2 protein-coding genes (1 of these 2 running past the window's edge) are annotated in these 22,280 nt (G+C 74.2%); one reads left to right on the forward strand and one right to left on the reverse strand.

Translation table 11 applies throughout. The features are described from left to right. Positions 1 to 825 carry a hypothetical protein gene (locus ACQPZQ_RS06325; protein WP_433292951.1) on the reverse strand — a complete coding sequence of 275 codons (825 nt, stop codon included), beginning with the start codon at positions 823 to 825 and terminating at the stop codon, positions 1 to 3. Between ACQPZQ_RS06325 and ACQPZQ_RS06330 the strand changes: the two genes are divergently transcribed. Beyond that, positions 797 to 22,280: the 5' portion of a LysM peptidoglycan-binding domain-containing protein gene (locus ACQPZQ_RS06330; protein ID WP_433292953.1), read on the forward strand. The gene runs 7,544 nt beyond the window's last position; only the first 21,484 of its 29,028 coding nucleotides appear in the window; it begins with the start codon at positions 797 to 799; its stop codon lies beyond the right edge, outside the window. The two genes, ACQPZQ_RS06325 and ACQPZQ_RS06330, sit on opposite strands and share 29 nt — an antisense overlap.

Genomic DNA, 22,280 nt, shown 5'->3' on the forward strand with positions numbered 1-22,280 from the left:
TCAAAGCAAATCTGCGGGTGGTAGTGGTTCGGGTTCTTCAGGTTCTTCTGGTTCCGGGAAGTCGACGGGGAAGTCGGAGAGCAAGCCCGAGAAGCAATCTGGTTCAAAGTCGTCGAGTGCGAAGTCGTCGAGCGCGAAGTCCGGGTCGGCGTCGGAGAAGTCCAGTACCAAGAAGGTCGATTCGAAGTCGGCTCCGAAGGCGAAGGCAGAGCCTAAGCCCGACTCGAAACCTGCTCCCAAGTCGAAGTCGGACTCGAAGTCGGCCTCGAAGGTGGATTCGAAGTCCGAGAAGGAATCTGGCAGCGAGAAGCCGGCTCCCAAGGCGAAGCCGGCCCCGAAGGCGAAGGCAACCCCCGAGTCGGATTCGAAGGCGGCTCCGAAGTCGAAGTCGGCGCCGAAGGCGGAGTCGAAGTCGGAGAAGAAGTCCGGCGGCGAGAAGGTGGAGCCGAAGGCGGCTCCCAAGTCGAAGTCGGCCCCCAAGACCGCCCCGAAGTCGAAGTCGGACTCGAAGCCGGCCCCGAAGTCGAAGTCGGACACGAAGCCCGCCCAGAAGTCGAACTCTGAGTCGGAGCAGAATTCTGGCGGGCAGGTTGGTGCCTCGGGTTCGAGCGATGCTCCCCGGGCGACGAATCTGCGGGTCGAGAACGCCGCTGCGGTAGCGAAGAAGGCAACGCCCGAGCAGGCAGCGTCGACGATCGCGGCGGCGGGTAAGGCGACGCCGAAGAAGGCGGTAAAGACGAAGACCGTCGAGAAGAGGGCGGGTACGGCCTCGGCTGCGCAGGGTGGAAAGGCTTCTGTGAAGCCGGGTGACAAGGCATCGGCCACCGCGCGGGAGGACCTCGAGGGTGTGGCGAAGCGTGTCGGGGCTGCGGCGGGGGGTAAGGCGGTCGATGGCCCGGCCGCGGCCAAGGCCGTGAAGGGAACAGCCGCAGAGCTGGCCCGTTCCGGTGCCGCGGGGACGAGTGTCCAGGCCGTCACGGGTGCGGCGGCGGATCGTGTCGCGGCCGGTGCTGCGGCGCCTCGGGCGGGGGCGAAGCCGGTCGCGACGGGCAAGCCGGTCGCCTCGGGTAAGCCGGCGGTGGAGAAGACGGTCGCCTCGGACGAGACGGAGGCGGCAGGCAAGACAGCGGCCGCGGCCAAGACGGCAGTGGCGGCAAAGACGGCGGCGGCCAAGACCGTGGCGGCGAAGACCGCGGCGGCGAGGAAGACGGCGGCGGCGGCGAAGACGGCTGCGGCTAAGACCGTGGCGGCGAAGACGGCGGCGGCGGCGAAGACTGCGGCGGCGGGGAAGACGGCGGCGGCGGCGAAGACTGCGGCGGCGGGGAAGACGGCGGCGTCGGCGAAGACGGCTGCGGCTAAGACCGTGGCGGCGAAGACGGCGGCGGCGGGGAAGGCGGCGGCAGCGGGGAAGGCGGCGGCGGTCAAGACCGTGGCGGGGAAGACGGCGGCGGCGGCGAAGACGGCTGCGGCTAAGACCGTGGCGGCGAAGTCCGCGGCGGCGGGGAAGGCGGCGGAAGCGGGGAAGGCGGCGGCGGTCAAGACCGTGGCGGCGAAGACCGCCGCGGCAGGGAAGACAGCCACGGCGGCCAAGAAGGCGGTGGCGAAGACGGTTGCGGCGGGGAAGACGGTTGCGGCGGGGAAGACGGCTGCGGCGGGGAAGGCCGCGGGTGTGGTGCGGGGTACGGAGTCGTCGCCGGTGGGGTGTGCGGCGGGGAGTGCCCGGGGTTGTACCGAGGCGGCGTTGTTGCGGGCGGGTGTGTCGTCGGCGGTGGGGTCGCGTGCTCCGCCTTCGGATGAGGCTGACGACCGGTATTCGGCGGGCCGGTTTGGCGAGCGGCAGGATTACGACGATTCGGCCGAGCAGACCGAGCAGGTGCTCGAGGGCCGGATCAAGGTGGATCAGAGCAAGGCGGCGTTGGCGGCGGAAAAGAAGAAGGTTGCTTCGGGTGAGGTGACCAAGGCCGCGTACGCGAAGGATGAGAAGAAGCATCAGGATCTGGTGAAGCAGGTCGCTGCGGATCGCGCGGAGCTGTCGCCGGATCGGGTTGAGCTGGTTGATGAGGTTGTTGATGGGCATCGTGCGCTGACCGCTTCGGAGAAGCAGTTGGCGGCGGAGGAGAAGAAGGTCGCCGCGGGGACGGTGACGAAGAAGGCCCATGCGCAGAACGTCGCGAAGTACGAGGCGCAGCGCGATGAGGTGTACGAGGCCACCGACGAGTTGATGGCCGCGACCGATAACGATGTGTCGGATTCGGTGCCGAGCCGTGTTCGTGGTGAGGGTTCGGCGGCGGGGTGCGGGTCGAGCGGGGCGTTCGTCGAGTGCGGCTCGGTGAGTAAGAGCGCCGACGGTGCCAAGGACTCCGATCGGTGTGTGGCGTTGGCCGGGGTGTCGTCCGGCTGTGGGGTGACGACCTCGTCGGGCGAGTCCAAGGGCTCAGCCTCCTGCACCCTCTCCGGCGCCGACCAGGGCTGCGGCAGCAGCACGTCGAGCCGTGCCGAGGACGGCACTGTCAACACCGCCTCCGCGCGGTGCACGGGTGACGTGTCCGAGTGCGGGCAGAGCAGCCGCGCGACGCCGGAGGGGTCTTCGACCGCCTGCAGGACCGGCGGCGGGGCCTGCCAGAGCGAGAGCAGCGGCCCGTCCCAAGAGGACGCGGACGCGCCGGCGACGGTGAAACGGGAGAAGACCGCGGCGGCGGCCTCGTGCACCGGTCGGTGCGACACGAACACCTACGCCGACTCCGGCGGGGCCGAGGCAGGGTGCGCGACCGGCGCCGGGGCGTGTGACACCTCCAGCTCCGGCGCGGCGACCGACCGGGCGGACGTCCGGCTCGCCTCCACAGTGGAGGCACAGGACAACACGGCGGCACAGGACAACACGGTGAAGGGCGAGGACACTCGCCGGGCGAGCAGCACCGCGCACTGTGAGGCGGCTGCCGCGGGCTGCGGGACGTCCAGCTCCGTGGACGTCGGCGACCGCCGGTCGGACGAAGGTGCACAGGCGCGCTCCGACACCCGGTGCGCCGACGGGGCGACCGGCTGCACCGGCCGCGCGACCTCCACCACCAGTGCGACCGACCGGGCCGACACCGAGCGCGCCGTGACCGGCACCGCGACGGCCGCGACCAAGCCGGCCACGACGGCTGCGACCAAGCCGGCCACGACGGCTGCGACCAAGCCGGCCGCGCCGGAGGCGACCACCACCGGCACCGCGAACTGCACCGTGACTGGCGGGGGTTGCTCGACGGAGTCCGGCTCGGGCCGCGGCGACACCGCCGGAAACCGGGATGCCGGTGGCTCGAGCACGGCGGCCGTCGAGGTCGACTGCGATGGCGCCGGCTGCACAGGGAACGGGCGGGCCACCACCACTGGCACCGCGAAGGGCCTGACGGCCGGCGCCGAGCGCGCGAGCAACGGCGCGGCCACCTGTGAGGCGGCAGGCGGCGACTGCCGTGCCGACAGCGGCACCCGGGTCGGCAGCACCACCGACGAGCAGGGCGACGTCCGGTCGGCCTCTTTCGACGATGCCGCGCCGACCGTCACGACCGACGGCAACGGCTTCGCCAGCAGCACGGCGAGTGCGAACGTCGACTGCGGCGACGCCCCGGCTTGCACGGGCAAGGCCGCCACGATGACCAACGGCGAGGTCACCGGCGCGGCGGCTGCCGGCGCCAAGCAGGCAGTGCGGACCACGAGCGGCTCCTCGGCGTGCGAGACCACGGCCGGCACCTGTGGTGCCGAGTCGGCCTCCGAGGTCACCGACACCGCCGCCCGCACCGACGGCTCGCGGGCCGCCGCGGACGGCGCGCCCGAGCGGGAGCTGGCGGCGTCCAGCACGGCCGGGGCGCAGGCCGACTGCGCCGTCGCCGAGTGCCGCGGTGCCGCCACCAGCAAGACGACCGGAGCCGCCGCGGGCGACGTGGTCGGCGTACGGGACAGCACGGCCACCACGAGCTGCACGGTGCACGGCGCGGGCGGGAACTGCTCCGCTGCTGCCGACACGACGGTCGCCGACCGCGACCCGGCCGATGCCGCCGAGGGTGTGACCGCGGTGTCCGGCCCGGTGAGCGTCTCCCACGCCTCGGCGCAGGTGCGCTGCGACGGCGTGGACGGCACCTGCGGTGGCACGGCGACGAGCTCGACGAGTGCCCGTGACACGGCGGTGTCCCCGCAGGCCCGCGGCACGCGCGCGACCTCGGACTGCACCGTCACGGGCGGCGGCTGTGCCGGTGAGGCCACGTCGGCCGCGTCCTCCGCCCCGGACTTCGTGGTGGTCGACCCGGAGACCGGACTGCCGGTCGCGGGACAGCCGACCAGTGGCCCGAGCTCCGCTGCGTCGTCGAGCGCGAGCCTGCAGTGTGCGGACGCGGGGTGCTCGGGTGTGGTGAACACCCGCACCGAGGCCTGGGACGGCGCCGTCAACGGCGGCGCGCCGCGCGTCTCGACCGGTGGCGCGACCTGTGACGGCGGCACGGGCGGCTGCGACGTGCGGTCGGTGTCGACCGCCTCGACGGGGTCCGGTGCCGCGCTGGCGCTGGCCGGCGGCCAACCGCAGGTGGACGCGAACGGCGACCCGAAGCCCGTCAACACCTCGAGGCTGACCCCGGGACCGTCCGCGGCGTCGGCCGCCGGTGCGGCGCTGACCTGTGAGGGTGAGACCGGCTGCGACGGGAAGGTGACCAGCAAGGCCACCGCGACCGATCCGGCGGTGTCGCCGGACCCCCGCGGCTCGCACAGCGAGGGCACCTGCGAGGGCGTCGCCGGTGGCGTCTGCCAGGCGGTGACGAACTCGGGCGCTTCCTCCGGCCCGGACGCGAACGTCATCGCGCCGCTGGTGCATGCCCGCTCCACGGCGAACGCCACGGTCAGCGAAGGCAGCATCGGCCCGTCCGACGAGTCGAGCCGGTCTGCAGACCAGCAGCAGGATGACCGGCAGCAGGGCGGCCCGGAGGGGCAGGACCAGCCGGCGACGCTGCCGGCACCGGTGGCGCCGGGCTCGAGCGCGAACTCCGGCGGCCCGACCGTGCCGGGCGCGTCGAGCTGGACGATGGCCTCGGCCACCATGGACTGCGCCGGCAGCGGGAGCACCTGCACAGGCACCGCGCGGACGTCCGCGTCGGGTACCGACGGCCCGAACACGCTGAACGGGGCCGGCGGGGCGCGCGGTCCTCCGGCGACCGGCACCACCAGCTCCAGCGGCAGCTGCACGAGTGACCAGAGCGGCTGCCATGTCCAGACCGACTCCTCCGCGGGGTCCGGCCAGGTCGTGGCCGACATCATCGCGGAGAAGCAGAACACCACCGCCGAGCAGCTGGCCGCCGAGGCCGAGCAGGCGGAACAGGCAGCCGCCGACGCCGCGCGTGTCGTGAGCCGAGCGGATGCCACCGACGAGCAGAAGAAGGCCGCCACCGACGCTGCCCAGGCAGCGAAGGAGGCACGCCAGGCCGCCACCGAGGCCGCCGACCTGGCCGCACGGCCGGTCACGGACGCGCCGGCGACCCTGTCGCAGTCCGGCGCGAGCGCGCAGTGCGCCGGTATCGGGTGTGCTGCGGTCACGACCGGCGGCACGGACGGCACACCGGGACGTACGCAGACGACCGCGGGCTGCGCTGCCGGCGAGAGCGGCTGTGCGGTGGCGAGCGACGCGACCGCGTCCGCTCAGCGCGACTCCGGCCGGACCACCGGCACGGGCAACAAGGCGAAGCCGATCCCGGGCGTCTCGGGTGCCGGTCAGGCCGCTTCGCAGGTCGTCTGCCCGGAAGCCGGCTGCACCGGCTTCGCGACCGGAACCACGACGGCCGTCGCCGGGCCGGACGGCCGGCAGAGCCGCAGCACCGCCAACGGCGAGACCCGCTGCGACGGCACCACCGCGTGCCAGGCGCAGATCCTCGCAACCACCGAGACCTCGACCACCGCGCCGGGCGCGAAGGCGGGCGAGCGGTCCGCCGCGACGTCCACCTCGATCACCGCGGCCTGTGACGACGGCACCGCGACCGGTTGTGCGACCCGCGCGTCGAGCGCGACCACGGCCGTCGGTGGCCCGGCAGTGCGCGGATCGTCGAACGCGACCTGCGCAGCGGCCGGCATCTGCCAGGCCGGCACCAGCGGGAACGCCACCGACGGCGCCGCCGACGTCTCTGCCGACTGCATCGGTATCGCGTGCCGCACCCACACCGAGGGCCGCGCCCGGGCGGCCGCGCCGGGCGGCACCAACAAGGCCGCCTCCCGAACCGACTGCACGGCCGGCGCCGGCGGCCGGTGCACGGGCGCCAGCGGGGTGGGCGCCACCGCTGAGGGGTCGGAGGCGTCCGCCGCCTGCCAGGGCGGCGACGGTTCGACCTGCCGGCAGAGCTACTCCTCGACGAGCAGCGCGAGCAGCCGGACCGCCGGGAACCGCGCCGCGGCGAACGCCCGCTGCGGCGGCTCGGGCGGGGCCGGCAGCGGATGGTGCGCCACCAGTGCCTCGGCGCAGACCGACGCCGGCGGGGCGATCGCCGCGGCGGCGTGTCAGGGCAGCGCAGGTTCGAACTGCTCCCACAGCTACCGGGCGAGCAGCTCTGCCTCCGGCGCCGCGGGCGGCGCGAGTGCCCGTGCGCACGCGTCCGGGTCGGGCTCGGGGACGGTCGGCGGCGGGTACGTCGCGACCAGCGCTGCGGTGTCGGTGCGGCCCGGCAGCGCGCAGGCCTCGGCGTCCTGCACCGGCAGCGCCGGCGTCGGCTGCAGCCACTCCTACAGCGCGCGGGCGTCCGCGTCGGCCGCGTACGGCGGCAACCGGGCGAGCGCGAGTGCGTCCGGCTCGGGCGGGGGAGGCAAGGGTGCCGGTGGGGTGGCGGTGTCGGCGCAGGCGTCGGCGGGTCCGGGGTACGCGTCGGCGGGCGCGTCGTGTTCGGGTGCGGCCAACTGCCGCCATTCCTACAGTGCGCGGGCGTCGGCGTCGGCCGCGTACGGGAGCAACCGTGCGTACGCCAATGCGTCGGGCTCCGGCGGTGGGGGCCAGGGCGGCGGCGGGGTATCGGTGTCGGCGCAGGCGTCGGCGGGTCCGGGGTACGCGTCGGCGGGCGCGTCCTGTTCGGGCGCGGCGAACTGCCGCTACTCGTACTCGGCCAGTGCGTCGGGCTCGGCGTCCTACGACGACGGCACGCATCGCAGCTGGGCGCGCGCCTCGGCGAGCGGTTCGGGCGGGGGCTCGGGCCCGGGCGGCGGCGGGCTGTCGGTGTGGGCCCAGGCCCGCGCCGGGAAGGGCTACGCGAACGCGTCGGCGGGCTGTTCGGGCGCGGCGAACTGTTCTGTGTCCTACTCGAGCCACGCCGAGGCGTCGAAGACGGTGGGCGGGCAGCACGGCGAGGCGTGGGCGAACTGCTCGGGCGGCGGTTCGGGTGGGTCCTGTGGCTCGTACGCCACGGTGGAGGTCGACGCCGAGCACGCGACGGCGCAGGCCGGGTGTTCGGGTACCGGGGCGTGCTCCACGCACTATGCGACGCGGTCGGCGTCCTCGGCGTCGGGACCGGGGATCAGCGGTGACTCGGGCGGGAACTGTTCCGGCGGGGGCGCGGCGGGTGGCTTCTGTGGCACCGGTTCGACGGCGCACTACGACCCGAAGACGGGCAAGCTCGAGCTGACGTCGTACTGCGCGACCAAGGGCGGCTCCTGCAGCCGCTACGCGAACATCGACATCGATGCGGCGTCGCCGAACGGGGAGCTGACCGGGAAGGGCCAGGTGCGCTGCTCGGGCGGGGTCGGCTCCTGCGGCATCGCGGGAGTGGCGAAGTACGAGCCGGCGAGCACGGACGCGAAGGGCAACCCGGTCCCGCCGACGCTGGTGATCGGCACGGGCTGCGAGACCGAGGGCGGCGGGTCGTGTACGCAGACCTCGCGAGCGGACGCGAAGATCGCCTCTCCCGACGGGAAGATCACCGGCACCGCGACGTCCCAGTGTGGGGGCACCACCGGCTGGTGCTCCACGGTCGTAGGCGGTGCGTTCGACCAGGAGACAGGGCGGATCGACGCCTACGCCGACTGCGCGGGGGGCGGCGCGAGCACGTGCACGAAGTCCGAGTCGCACTTCACGGGTCAGGTGTCCGGACCGGGGCAGGCCACGCCCAACGGTCCGACGGCCGGCGAGGTGTCGGGCAACGGCCGCGCCGACTGTGCAAAGACCTCGGGTGTGTGCTCGGTCTCCGGCGTGTTCAAGTACGTCCCTGCGAAGTACGAGCAGGGCAAGGACGGCAAGCAGGTTCTCGTCCCGGCGCGGGTGAACGTGGAGACCAGCTGCTACCCGAAGGGTGCGGGGTGCACCCAGGAGGCGCACGTCTCGGGCGAGGTGACGCAGCAGGGCGAGGACGCGAAGCACACCGGCCGCGCCGTCGCCGACTGCGCCGGCGCCGGTGGGACGTGCTCGCTGACCGGGTCGGTGGCCTACAACGCCGAGACCGGGCGGGTCGAGGCGTTCACCGACTGCTCTGTTGCGGACGGCGGGGTGTGCTCGCGTTCGGAGACCCACACCGAGGCGTGGGCGCAGTCGCCGGACGGCAAGGTGACCGGGACCGGCAAGTCCGACTGCGTGCAGCCGGGCGGGGGCGGGAGCTGCTCCTCGGTGTCGGTGGCCAAGTACCAGGCCGAGTACACGAAGTACCCCCCGAAGTGCACCAGCCCGAGTGGATGTTTCCAGCCGCGCCCGACGACCGTCCCGGAGCAGGTGGCGTCCGGCGCCGGGTGCGAGGCCAGTGGTGCGGACGGTGGCGCTGCGGCGTGCAGGTACAGCTCCTCGGCAGGCGGTACGCGGGAGGCCCCCGGTGAAGACGGCGGGCTGAGCGGCACGGCCCGCGCCACCTGCTCCGACGGTGCGGCCGGCTCCGGTGAGTGCTCGACGGTGGCGAGCGTGACGGTCGACGCCGAGCAGCACAAGGTCGACGTGATTTCCTCGTGTGAGGGCGCCGAGGGAGTCAGCTGCTCGTACTCGGGGAAGGCATCAGCAGATCACGAGTCGGGCAAGAACAACGCCGCGTCGGACAAGAGCTGCGGGCAGGCGAAAGCCGGCACCTGCTCGTTGAGCGTGAGTGCGTTCGCCGCTGGTGGAGATCAGGAGCGGCAGGGTCAGGCGGTGGCGTCCGGGTTCTGCAGCGACTCGAACAGCCCCAGCAGCTGCTCAGGGGAGTTCCGCACGCACGTCGACTCCAACCGCGACACCCTTTCGGACTGCCACTCGTCCGACAGCGGGATGTGCTTCGGATTCGCTTCCCCGAAGACGGCCCGGTCCGGGGGCGAGGTCGAGGACGGCGGCACCCTCAACCTGCACTCCAAGGCGCCGGGCCGGGAGGAGAGCACGCAGTGCTCGAACGCATCGCCGTGCGGCGAGGCGTGGGTGGAGGAACTGGGCGGCAAGTACGGCGTCCTGGATGTGGATGCGAAGAAGTCCGTCGGAGGGTTCTTCAAGAACCTGGGCCGTGACGGCGGCTCGGTCGTCGTGCACGCGGTGCCAGGGTTGGTCACCTCGGTCGGGACCGAGCTGAAGAGCTGGGTCACCGCGGATGAGTGGGGTGACGGTCTCGGCGGGTATGCGGAGAACCGGCCGTTCACCGGCGGGATCGCCCAGAGCGCGGTCAACTTCTACGACCGCTGGCTGGACGACGGCGGTGACTGGGACAGGCTCGGGGACGACTACTACTTCGCCCCGGTGTCGACGACGCTCGAGGACGTCGGCACCGTGTCGCTGGTCGCCCTCGGGGCCGGTGTGGTCGTCAAGGCCGTCTCGATGGGGGCCAAGGCCGGAGGCGCTGTCGCCGCCACTACGGCCGCGACCACCGGGCTGCGTGGTGCAGTGACCTCCGCGCGTGGCATGGCTGCACGTGCCGCGCCCACCCTGGACCTTGCCGCAAGTAGGGCGTTCCGGGTTGCCAACGCGACGGGCAACATCGCGTTCGCCCCCTACAAGCTGAACTTCGCGGCGGGACGGGCTCTTGTCGGAGGGGTCTCGAAGGGCGCGATCGCACCGGCTGCACGGGCTGCGGCCGCCGGTTCCGCCGCCCTGCGGGCCCGCGGCGTGGCAGCTGTCGAGAACGGCCGTCCCGCCGCCGGGATCTACCACATGGCCGGGGCGAGCACGCTCGGACGCGTCGGGAGCGCGCTCGAGACCTCGGCCCGCGCCGGCAGCGTGATCCAGCAGGGCGGGATCTTCGGCCGCACTGTCCACATCGGCTCCATCAGGGAGCGCGTCACCGCGGCCCATCCCGTGCGCATCCCGGGCCTGCTGAGCACCGTGCGCGCCCACAGCACACTCGGCCTGCCGTTCGGTCGCGTCGCGAACCCCAGGGACGTGGAGGCGGCCCGTCAGAACGCGTCGCTCGCTGCCCGTGGCATCGATCTGCCGACCGCGGCCGGGCGGCCGACCGCGCCCGACCTTGTCGCGGGCCGCGGGATGGCTGACAGGATCCGGCAGAACCGGATTGCCAAGGCGCACGACGTCGTCCTCACCGAGCAGGTCCTGCGCGGCGGGATGGGTCGCGGCAGGCCGGCCCTCCTGTCCGGGGCGGATGTCTCCCTCGCACAACGGGCCGCCACCGACCAGGTCCTCGCACGCAGCACGCCGATCGCGGAGCTGACGCCTGCGCAGCTGGCCGAGCTGAGCGGGGTGTCGACCCGGGAGATCACCCGTGCGGGTTGCCGCGGCGTGTGCGTGGTCGAGGGTCTCAACCGCGACGTCACCGCGAACGGTGGGGCGCCGGACGGCGTGATGTTCGGCCGCGGCGGCCGCATCTACGTCGACGCCCAGGTCATGGGTGCGTTGCGGGACGGGCGCCTCGCCCCTGACGCGCTGGCCGACCTGGTTCGCCACCAGACCGACGGGCTCAGCTCCCGTGGACGCGCGAACGAGGACCTGTACTCGCTGCCCGACCTCTCCCCGCTGGCCGATGACGTCGCCGCCTCGTACCGGGGTGCCACCGGGACGCTGCCGGTGGGCACCTACCGGGCCGGTGCGCGGACGGCGCCGACCGGCGAGATGAGCGCTGCCCACGGGCCCCGCGCTGCGCCGACCGGCGACGGCACTGTTTCCCGACGCGGGGTCGACCGGTCCACCGACCCCACCGGAGCCTCGCGGAGCCAGAGCCAGGGGCCCGGTCAGGAGCCGTCCCCGCGCGGGCCCGGGACCAACCAGAGCCAGCCGGTGTCGCCTGCGGTGCCCACCGGCGAGCGAGCCGGCGGAGCTCGACCACAAGGCTCCGGCGGCGGCTCCGATCCGCTCCCAGCGCAGCCGGGCACGAGCGCCGGCCCCCGCCTGCAGCCGGAGGAGACGTCACCCGTTCCGACCCGGGACGGGCATCCGACCAGGCCGGACCCCACCGCGGGCGAGCTGAACCTGCCCCCTCCGGGGACCAGATACACCCTTGAGACGCCGGGTGGCTCGCGGGTCACGATCGAGATCGTGGCGCGCCCCGAGCGGAGCACCGCCCGCGTCGAGGCCCTCCAGCGACGCGTCACCGACGTGGAGTCCCAGCTGCGGGATGCGCGCACGGAGCAGGGGGAGGCCGTCCGACAGGACGTCGCGACGAACCGGCAGCTGAACGCCGAGCGAGTCCGGCTCCAGGCCGAGCTCGACCGGCTGCGGCAACCGACGGACGCCCGCGGGTTGGGCGCGACCGACGTTCCCGGCCTGCACCACCGTGAGGTCGGACCGCCGGTCGACGTCGCGCCCGGCGTCACCGTGCAGCGTGTCGAGGTCTCGCCTCAGCGAGAGGTGAGCCGTGCGCAGCGCATGGCGGCGGTCGAGGCCCGGCTGTCGGAGATCCAGGCCGCGTTGGGCGACCGCAGTGCAACGGCCGCGGCCGGAGCACGCATCGAGGCGCTCGAGACACAGCTGGACGGGCTACGACACCAGCTGGCGGGCGAGCGTGCCGCGCTCGACTCACCCGGGCTGTTCGACCTGGACCTGCCGCGCGGTGCCGCGGGCCGCGCTGGGGTTGACCCGCCGGTGCGCAAGGCGCCTGCGGAGATGGGCGAACGCCTGCCCGAAGCACCGACCGCGGGCGTGCGACAGGTGCGCTGGCACAACGTGAAGGCCGCGGCGAAGGAGTTCTTCGTCAAGGTCGTCATGACGAGCGCCGTGGTCGGTTACTCGCTGATCCCGCACACGCAGGGCGCAGCGGCCCACGTGCCGCAGGTGAGATCGCCGCACGTCGCGGTCGAAGCCGCAACCGCTGCCAGATCCGCGCCCGACGGGCCTCTCGGACCGGCACGCGCTCGAACCGAAGCCCCGGCGCCGCGCACCACGACGGAGACCGGCAACCCGACCGCCGGGGTGCTCGAGCGGCCTTCGCGCCCGACGCCTGCCGCGGACGGTGCGACCGGCGTCCGGTCGGTCGCCGACACGGTGCTCGACGTGCCGCGCGCGGGTCCCGTGGCGGCCGGTGCCCGAGCCGCGACGGAGCTCGGACCGGACGGTGTGGGGGCGCGCCCGGCGGCCGATCGGCAGTCGTCGTCTCCGGACCGGCCGGCGGCTCCAGGAGACCCGGGATCCGCGCAGCTGCCACCAGCCGTTCCACTGCCGTCCGCGCCCGTCGCCCCGACCGTCAGCACGGGACCGGTCCCGGTGTGGGACCGGCGACTGCAGGACGTCGACGGCAGGGCCCACATCCGGTTGTTCGGGCGGAACCTCTCGGTCGCCGAGACTCGCCGGCCTGGCGAGATCAGCGCGGCCGAGTGGGCGACGTACACGCCCGCCCAGCGGGCCGAGGCGTGGTACGCGGCGGCCGACGCCGCACGTCACCAGCAGCGGCTCGGCGAGATCTCCGGCGCGCTCGCCGATCTCGGCGGGCTGCAGCAGTCCCTGGACCGGAAGATCCGGACGTTCGAGCGCGACACCGCCGTGATCCGGGCCAAGGCGGGCATGCCCACCGGTCGGGGGACCGTGGCCGACCCCGGCAGGCGGCCGGAAGTGAGTTGGCAGCGCCAGGCCGAGCAGGCGGTGGCCGAGCTCGCGCAGATGCGCGAGGAGCGGGCAGCCCTTCAGGCGCGGCGTGGGGATCTCGAGTGGCAGCGCGCCGAGCTGGTCGCCGAACGTGACACGGCGCCGTGGCTGACCACGTTCGGCGCGCCGCCGGGCCTGCAGGACTTCGCGGCCGTGGCCCGTGGCTACGGCGACATGCACCGGACGATCGCCGAGAGCAGCCGCGGTGGGCGCAGGCAGCTCGCGCAGGTGGAGCGCTACCGCGAGCGTGGCTACACGTTCGTGCAGGTGCGAGATGCGGTGTGGGCGGAGCGGCTGGGCCGGCAGCTCCTGCATCGGGCGCCCGCCGCGGTGGCCGGGGATCTGCAGCGGTTCGTCGCTGCGGGCGACCGCGCAGCCCTCATGACGATGATGACGGCGGGGCTGGCCGGCGAGCTGGGCGACAAGGTCCTCGCCCGCTTTGCCGCCCGCCACGGCCTGCCGTGGGGCAGCGCCACGCGAGCCGAGCTGCTGGCCGGGCTGCCCACGACGATGAAGGCCGCCTGGCGGGCCACGCAGCCGCCGCGTAACGCGGCCTGGGAGGACACCGCCAACCGCAACCGCGCCGTGTTCGCGTGGGGCGCGGCAGCGACTGCGCTCACCCTGCTCGGCGGAGGCGTCGCGATCCTCGGCACGTCCGGCACGGCGGCGGTGATGACCGCGGGGCTCGGGGCGGCGGGGGTCAGCGCGGCGGTGCTGCATCTCGTCCCGCAGGCGCTGAGGATCCGGGGCCCGCCGGCGGCGGCCCGGATGGTCGCGGCGGCAGCGGGGCTGTCGGCCGCGATGTTCACCGGCGTCCCGGCCCTGGCCGGAGCCGGTGCCACGACGCCGGCCGTCATGGCCGGTGCGACGGCGGGTGCGGTGCTGTTCGCGGCCCGAGGCATGACGGCGTCGGTCTCCGCTGAGCGCACCACCGGTCTGACGAGTCGTCTGGTCCGTGCCGCGGTCCACGCCGCGGTCGTGGTGGCCATCGCCGCCCCGCTGGTCGCGGGTGTCGCCGCGGCCGCGTCAGCAGACACGGCCACCGCGGTCGGTACCTCTGTCGCGTCGCGGACCGTGCCCCAGACGCTGACGGTTCAGCGACGTGACGTGCTGTCCCGGCTGGCGGCCGGCCTCGGCGTGTCCGAGGACGCGCTGGCCGCGGCGAACGCCGGACGCTTCCCGACCGCTGCCAGCCGCGACGACATCGAGCCCGGTGAGCGGCTGCGGATTCCCGCAGGCTGGAGCGGGACGTGGACGGTGCAGCGGGGCGAGAACCTCACGGTGATCGCCGCGCGGTGGGGTATCGGGCCGGACGCGCTGGCGGACGCCCAGGGCACGCGGTTCCCCACTGTCGCCGGCCGCGATCACATCGACGTCGGCGAGCGGTTCGTCGCCCCCGGCTCATCGGCTGTGAGCAAGCCCGGTGACACCGGCAGGCCGAGCGGTACCCCCACGCCCGCGCCCAGTGCGACCCCGACCCCGAGCACGAGCCCGGCGCCCAGTGCGACTTCGACGCCCAGCGCGACCCCGACCACAGTCGGGACGCCGCGGGCGCCGCCCGGGCCGGGCCTGCCGTGGACGACGGTGCGCATCGGTGGGCTGATCGTGCTCGGCGCGGTCGCCGCGTTCTTCGGTGTGCGGGCGGTGCAGAGACACTGGAGCACCATCCGCGGCCGGTCTGCGGCGCTGACGAGTCGCTGGCACTCCAGCCGGGTCGGGGCGTGGGTTGCGCGGGCGCCGGCGCGGCTGCGTGACGCGCCTGGCCGGGTCACGGACTTCGCGCGTGCGCGGTGGCAGGCGGTTGGTGCCGCGGTCCGCGGATGGCACGCCGCGCTGACGGCGCGCTGGGAGTCGAGCCGGGTCAGGGCGTGGGCGGCCCAGGTGCCGGGTGGGCTGCGTGATGCGCGCGGTCGGATCACGGACGTCGTGCGGGAGCGGCGGGAGACGATCGCCGCGACACGCAGGCGGTGGGCGGCCGCTCGTACCTTGCGCTCGGTCATGTCGGGGCTGGACGACCCGGTCGCGGACGCCCGATCCGGGCTCGGTGTGGCGCGGGCCGGAGTGGCCTCGACCGACACCGAGCTGGCACGGCTGCAGCGGAGTGGAGCGCGATGGCTCTACGACGGTCCCGGGTCGGCACTCGCCGATCCGCGGTCGGCCGCGGAGCGGGACGAGGCTGTGGCCCGGATGCTGGGGATCGACCCGGCGGAGGTGCGCCTGTTCGCCGCGGACGCCACCGCGCCTGCCGGTGCGACCGGGCTCGGCGAGCCGGCTGGGACGTTCCAGGAGCGGCAGGAGCGACTGGCCGCCGAGCTGGCGACGGTGGAGGCGCGGCTGCGTGACGCGGCCGGGCAGGTCGATCAGGCCGGGCGCGCGCTGGTCGAGCGGGAGGCCGAGCGGCTGGCGACGCTGGAGGCGGCGGTTCGCGCAGCGGCCGGAGACGGGCTGCGCCCCGACCGCATCGCTGCAATCAGCGGCCTGAGCGCTCAGCGCGTCCGCGAGATCGTGGGCGACGACCGAGGGCCCGGTTCGGGTCCGTCGGCGTCCGGCGGCGGCCCGGGGTCCGGTACCGGCGGCCCGAACCCGGTGGCCGGTGGACCGGAGCGGCGGTCGACCCCGCCTGCCGGTTCGAACGGTGTCGCCGAGTCGCGGGCGTCCGGGCCGCGCGAGGCCGGACCGCAGCCGCGCTCGCGGGGCCCGCCCTGGTGGAACGCGTTCTTCCCGGGCCGGCGCATGTGGACGGTCGTGCTCCTGACCGGCGGGCTGGTGGCGTCCCTGGCCGCCGTCCGCTACGGCGTCGTCGAGCCGGGCGTGCTGGCCGCGGGGATGGTCTGGTGGCCGGGTCAGCGCAAGGCCGCCAAGCAACTGCGCGAGACGGTGGCCGACGCGCGTGTACCGCTGGTGCGCGCCGAACAGGCCGAGGCCCTCCTGCAGGAGGCGGTCCGCCGGCACGAGCAGGAGCTCGGCGAGCGGCTGGGCTGGGTGCCGGTTCTCGCGGAGCAGCTGCGTGGCATGGGCCGTACCGACGACGAGATCGTCGACGGGCTGGCCGACGCCCTGGGCGTCAACGCCGTGCGGGTGCGCGCGAGGCTGGCGAACCCGGCACTCGCCGAACAGGTCTCCCTGCCTCCTGCACTGGAGCAGGTGTTGGCCGACACCGGCCTGTCGCCTGGGCAGCTGTTCGGCGCCGCACGGGACGCGGTGACGCGGCGCTCCACCGCGCTGAGCGAGGCGCTCGCTCCGCTGGACGGGGCGGCCCGGCAGGCGGCCACCGCCCGTATCCGGTACGACGAGCAGATCAGGGCCGCGGCCGTCGCCGCCCGCAACGCCGGTGTCCGGGCCGGCCCGGTACGCCGGGCGACCGGCCTGAATCGCCTACAGGTCACGGAGCTGCAGGCCCACCCGCCGACGCTGCGGGACGCGGCGAGAGCAGTCCGGGCCCGGATCGTCGCCGGTTGGCGAGCCGTCCGTCACGCCGCGGGTGTCGCCGGAGCTGCCGTTCTCGGCGCTACGCGCAGGGCCGGGCAGCGAGGGGTGGACCGGTGGCGGGCTGCGCGGGTGCTGCGCTCGCAGGTCCGTGCGGTGGCGCAGCTGCGTGCCGTGGCCGGCAGCACCGCACGGTTGCTGCATCGCGAACAGCGGGCGGCGGAGCGGAAGCTGACCACCGAGCAGCTCGGCTGGATCGGGTGGCTGGCGGACGTCAACCAGGCCGAGCTGCCCGACGCACAGCTGCTCCAGCGCCTCGGAAAGGCGCTCGGCGTGCCGGAGAAGACCGCGCGGCGGCTGGTGGCGCGAGCCCGCGAGCTGGACGCCACTCAGGTCGGCCCGCCGCCGGGCAAGCCTGTCGCAGGCGTCCACTTCGAGCAGGCCGTCGCGGCGGTTGGGGCTGCCTTCGCCGAGGCCTTCCCGGGTCTCGCGGGCGCCCGGGCCGCTCACCAGGCGGCGGGGCGGGCACTGGGCGGCGCTCGGGACAGAGCCGGGTGGATCGTGGCCGACGCCGGGGTGACGCAGGCGCGCGCCGATCGCCGGCTGGACCGGGCCGCGCGGGGCCGGGGCTGGGCCGGCTACCGGAACCGGCTTCGGACCGGGCTCGGTCTCGACGTTCCGGTGGCCGAGCGGCAACGGCCGCGACTGGCCGGAGTGGCTGGACTCGGCATCGGAGCGGGGGTGGGCCTCTGGGGCGGTGTGCAGCTCGGGGTTGTCGGGGCGGGCGCCGTGACCGGCCCCATCGGGCTGGTTGTGGCGGCGGCAGGGCTCATCGCAGCCGTCCGAGCGGTATGGACGCCACGGCAGACCCGAGGACCGCCGTGGCGGGCGTTCACCCGCGGGCTGCGCACCCACGGTGCGCGGATCGGGGTGTGGCTGGCGGGCGGGCTGGCCGCAGGGATGGCCGGGCCTACCGTGTGGGGCCTGGTCGAGCACGCCTGGTCGGTGCTGTGGCCGGTGTTCTCGCAGCAGCCAGGACTGAGCGGGATCAAAGCACTGCTGGTGCCGCTGGTCTCGGCCGGCCTGGTCTACCGGTACGTGCTGCGGCGGCAGTACGCCAACCAGAGCTCGGGCATGCAGACGCGCCCGCGGCGTGCGGCCTCCGTCTCGGCGGTGCTCGCGTACGTGGCCAGCGCCGGGCTCGGCCTCACGAAGGCGTTCGCGTCGACCACCCTGCCGTGGTGGCTGGTCCCGGTCGCGATGGCCATCGGGGCGGGTATCGCCGGCGCGATCGCGCAGCAGAAGGACCTTGGCCGTACCAGGGTGATCAAGTCGGTCGTCTCTGGTGCCCTGTCGGCCGCCGTGGCGTTCGTGGTCAGCAGGTTGGCGGGCGGTGTGGCGCCGGGGGCGCTGGCCGACCTGGTCAACGCGGTTGCGGTGGCGATCCTCGTCTACGCGGCGCCCACCGTGATCGCGGAGTACGTCAACGACTGGGTCGGGCGCTTCAGGGCGCCGAAGGCGAAGCGCAAGGCGAAGCAGGAGCAGAAGAACTCCGCCGAGTCGACGGGCAGCGGGGACCGGCAGCGCCGCCTGTTCTACCGCTGGCTCGACTACAAGAACTTCTCCCCGGTGGACACCCGGTTGCTGTTCCGCAAGGCCATGGATCCGGTGCTCGCGGGGCTGGCCGCGATCGCCATCAACCTGTCCTGGGTGAGCAAGACGTGGGTGGACACCCATGACTCGCTCACCGCGCTGCTCACCCGCTTCGCCGTGGCGGCGGTGACCGTCTGGGCGATCGGGAAGCTGATCCGGGACCCCGACGAGCACCGCGCCGGATATTACGGCTACCGCGGCTCGCGCGAGCTGCGTTCCCCGAGCCGCCCGATGTGGTCGCCGTGGCGCAACCGGCTCCACAAGCGCGCCGCCGACTACCGCAAGGATCTCGACGCGCTGCTCGAGCGGTTCGGTCTGAACGGGGCACTGGACCGTGACCTGGCAGAACAACTGGCGGAGCGGGTGTGGGAGCGGATCTCGGCAGAGATCCACATGCCGCTCGACGAGTGGGAGCCGCTGCCCGAGACCCCGGAGATCCGCCGGGCCCTCGGCTTGGAACGGGGTGCGGCCGCGCGGCGGCGGGAGCACCACGTCGAGACGATCAAGCTGCTGGCACCGGTGCTGGCTGCCGACCCCGCCGCGCTCGACCGGGTCGCCGGGCAGCTGCGCCGGGACGGCCGTGCCGACGACGCCCGGATCGTCACGTTCCAGCGCATGTTCAGCCAGGCGCTCCTGGCGGAGGCAGGCATGGCCACGCCGCCGGCGGCGAGCCGGATCTGGACCGAGCGGCTGGCTCAGGAGGTCACGGAGCGGAGCCGGCTGCGGGCGGAGTACCTCGCCGGGCCACGTCGGGCGTTGCTGGAGGTGATCAAGCAGTACTACCTGGACGACGAGCAGCCGGAGCACCGCAACCTCCGGCGCGCGCGGGCAGCGCTGCGCGCGCTGAAGTTCGAGCTGCAGGGCTTGTCCAAGCCGAGAAAGGAGCCGCTGGAAGCAGTCGCCCAGCTGGCTGACCAGCGCAGCCGCAGCGCCGCCGAGACCGCCGACACCGAGCAGCGGGCGCTTGCCGCCCGGGAGGCCGGCGCGACCGTGCAGCGGCTGCGCGAACAGCGCGAGCTGGCCGCCGCCATGCGGCTGCTGCGCTCGGCGGCCCTGGTGGGCGTCGAGGTCGAGCTGAGCACCACGCACCGGAAGTGGAACAAGCGGCGCTGGACGGACGCGATGGCCACCGCCACGGCCCGCACCGCCCCGAACGGGGCGCCCGCGACCCTGCTGGAGCGACTGCTGATGATCGCCGGCCGCGGTGGTCCGGTCACCGCTGCCCGACTCGTCGCGCAGTACGGCGGTACCGGCTGGGACGAAGCTCTGGCCGCGCTGGCCGAGCTGAAGGCGCTGCAGGGCGATCCGGCGCGTGGATACCGCGCCGATCCGGCGCTGGCCACGCTGTGGAAGGCCGCCGGCCCCCGGCTGCGCCACGCGGTGCGTGCCAACCCGCTGGTACTGCCAGGGGGCGCCGAGCTCGCCCCGCTCACCGCGGAACTGCTCGGACCGGATGCGCTCACACAGGCCGAGAAGGACGCCTACAGCGCACTGCGGGAGATCCTGCACAACGGTGACCTGGCTTTCCGCCGCTGGCGCGACGGCTGGATCGACGACGCCGGCATCTGGCGGCGGCGCCTGACCGGGATGATCTACCTGCTCCGGCACTCCGCGGGTCGGCGCGACTGGCCGCTCCCGGCCGACCACCCCGCCGCCCCCATCCGGTTCGTCACCCGCATCGGCGACGTGCTCGAGGTGCGCTGGCGTCATGCGGTGGTTCCCGGCAGGCAACGCCACCGGCTGCAGGCGTTGCTGCGGGCGACGGACCCCACCGACCGCCTGTACTTCCGCGTGCTGCGTGCGAGCTGGCTGCTCGCCGACCAGCGGGTCGGATCGCTGCCGAACGAGGCGATCACGTTGCTGCACGCTGCGCGTGGCACCCAGGTGGTGACCCACACCGCGCTCGCCGAGGCCCGCAAGGACGCCGCCGCCCTGCTCGACGCCGTGGGGTCCTACCCGCACCAGATCGACCGGACGCTGCGTGCCGCCGAGGCGCACCGAGCGCTCGCTCCTGGCGCCGACCCGCTCCCGCCCGCCGCCGAGCACTGGTTGCGCGAGATCACCAAGGAGCTCGACGCGTTCCGCAAGAGGCTGAACGGCCTCCACCCCGGCCCGGCGCGCGAGAGGGTGCTGGACGAGGCCCGGCTGTCGCTGGCGCGCTACGAGATCGACGAGGACTACGCCTGGGAGACCAAGCTCTTCCGGACGGCCGGCGGCTGGTCCGTGATGGACAGCGCCCGGAAGGCGGCCAAGCGCCTGCGCACCGAGCACCCGGATCTCTTCCGCAAGAAGCCCGAACCGGCGGTGGGCCACTCGCCGGTGATCCCGGATCGCGACTTCGCCGAGCACCCCTACGGGGACGAGATCCGCGGCGGCATCGGCGTGGCCGCGGCCACCCTCCGCGGCCGGGGCAACCGCACCAACCAGGACGCGGCCACGATCGTGACCCTGCCGAACGGCGACCGCGTCGCAGCGGTGGTCGACGGCGTCTTCAGCTACCCCGACTCGACGACCGCCGCCAACCGGTTCGCCATCGCGTTCCACAACGAGATCGTCCGGCCCGACCGAGCCGGCCGCAGCCCCGAGGAGGCGCTGCGTGCCGCCCACGACGCCGGCGCAGCGGCGCTGGTCGAGGCGTTCACACCCGAGACGGGACACGGAGCCGTGGCGTACGTGGCCGCCTACCACGGCACGGACGGCACGATCACGATCATCCACGTCGGCACCTCCCGTGCGTACTACCTCCCGGAGGTCACCACGCTGTCCGGCGCGCAGCTGACCAGCGACGACAGCCGGCCCGGACCCATCACGAGCGGCGGCACCATGACCGGCTGGGTGGCCGGCGACCGCCGGCCGGAGCCGACCGTCACCACCTTCCGGCCCAGCGTCGCGGGCCTGCTCGTGCTGGCCACCGACGGCCTCTGGCGCTACCTGCCCACGGCGGGTGACCTCGCCGCCAAGCTCGACACCACCGCGTACACGGACGCCACCGAGGCCGTCACATACCTCTCCGACGCCGCCCGCCTCGCCGGCGGCCTCGACGACCTCACCGTCGCCGCGATGCCGAACCTGCCACCGGCGGTCGGCACGACGTCCACTCCGCGGTCCGCGTCGCTCGGTGTGCCGGCCGGAGTGCAGGCCTCGACGCCCCCGACGGAGCTGTCGCAGCACGAACGGACACAGTGGGCCGACCGGCTGGAGGCGGTGCTGGCCGAGCTGCCGGACGGATTCGATCGCCAGGCGCTGCTGATGGACATCTGGCTGATCGACGCGGCGAAGATCCTTCGCGGCGACTGGGACCCGGCCTGGCCGCGTCCTCCCCCGGTGGCCGTCCACCAGGGCGCGCGCGGCGGTCACCAGTGGGTGGGCGACGCGCTGCACATCGTCGCCTCGGACCCGGTGCAGGTGCTCCCGGCGCTGGTCGAGGAGGTCTTCGCTCCGTGGTGGGGCTTCAGCCCTGCCCAAGCGCGTGTGATCGCGGCACTGGCACGGCGCGCGGTGTCCGGCGATCAAGCGACGCTGCCCGCTGACGAGGCGACCCGGCGACGGCTGAACGACCTGTTCGCCGACCGTTCGGAGTGGCGCGCCCTGGCCGCGGCGTGGGCGGACGACCCCGCTGTCGCCGCCGCTGCCCGAGCGGGCGCGGTCCCGCTGAGCGGCCCCGCTCCGGGACACGCAGCCGATCGACTGATCGGGATCACCACACCCCGGCCGAACCTGCGGCCGGAGAACTACCCGGTCGAGGTGCGGCTGGCCGGTGAGTACGACGTCGTCCGTACGCCGCTCGACAGCGTCGGTGCCGCTGCCATCGTCCGGGTTCAGCCTGAGGTCAAGGGCGTGGTCGACCTCGACGGCAGGATATGGATCATCCCGGCCACCCTGCCCAACCCCGGCGGGCAGGACCCGGAGTTCAGCCATGCCGTGGCGGCCGCCGGGCACGATGTGCAGCTGGCCTTCACCGCGTGGCTGGCACTGGACCGGGGCCGGGTCGTCGTCGAGCGGGTCACGGCCCACAGCGGTCACTACAACGCCGGCAACACCGACGCCCAGAACGAGCGGATCGTCGAGGCGCTGCACCACGCCTTCGCGATCTACGGCATCGGTGCCGCTCCCGGCCGGCAGAGCGGCGGCGGCCCGGTGGCCGCCGGCGGCATGAACGGCCGGGTGCGCGGTGAGGTGATCGCGCGGTTGCCGGTCGCGCTGCGGGGTGGGCGTCCGTTGTCCGGCGAGGAGTTCCCGC

Origin of the sequence: Pseudonocardia sp. CA-142604 (assembly GCF_050948475.1) — a bacterium.
In the GTDB taxonomy this organism is placed as follows: domain Bacteria; phylum Actinomycetota; class Actinomycetes; order Mycobacteriales; family Pseudonocardiaceae; genus Pseudonocardia; species Pseudonocardia alaniniphila.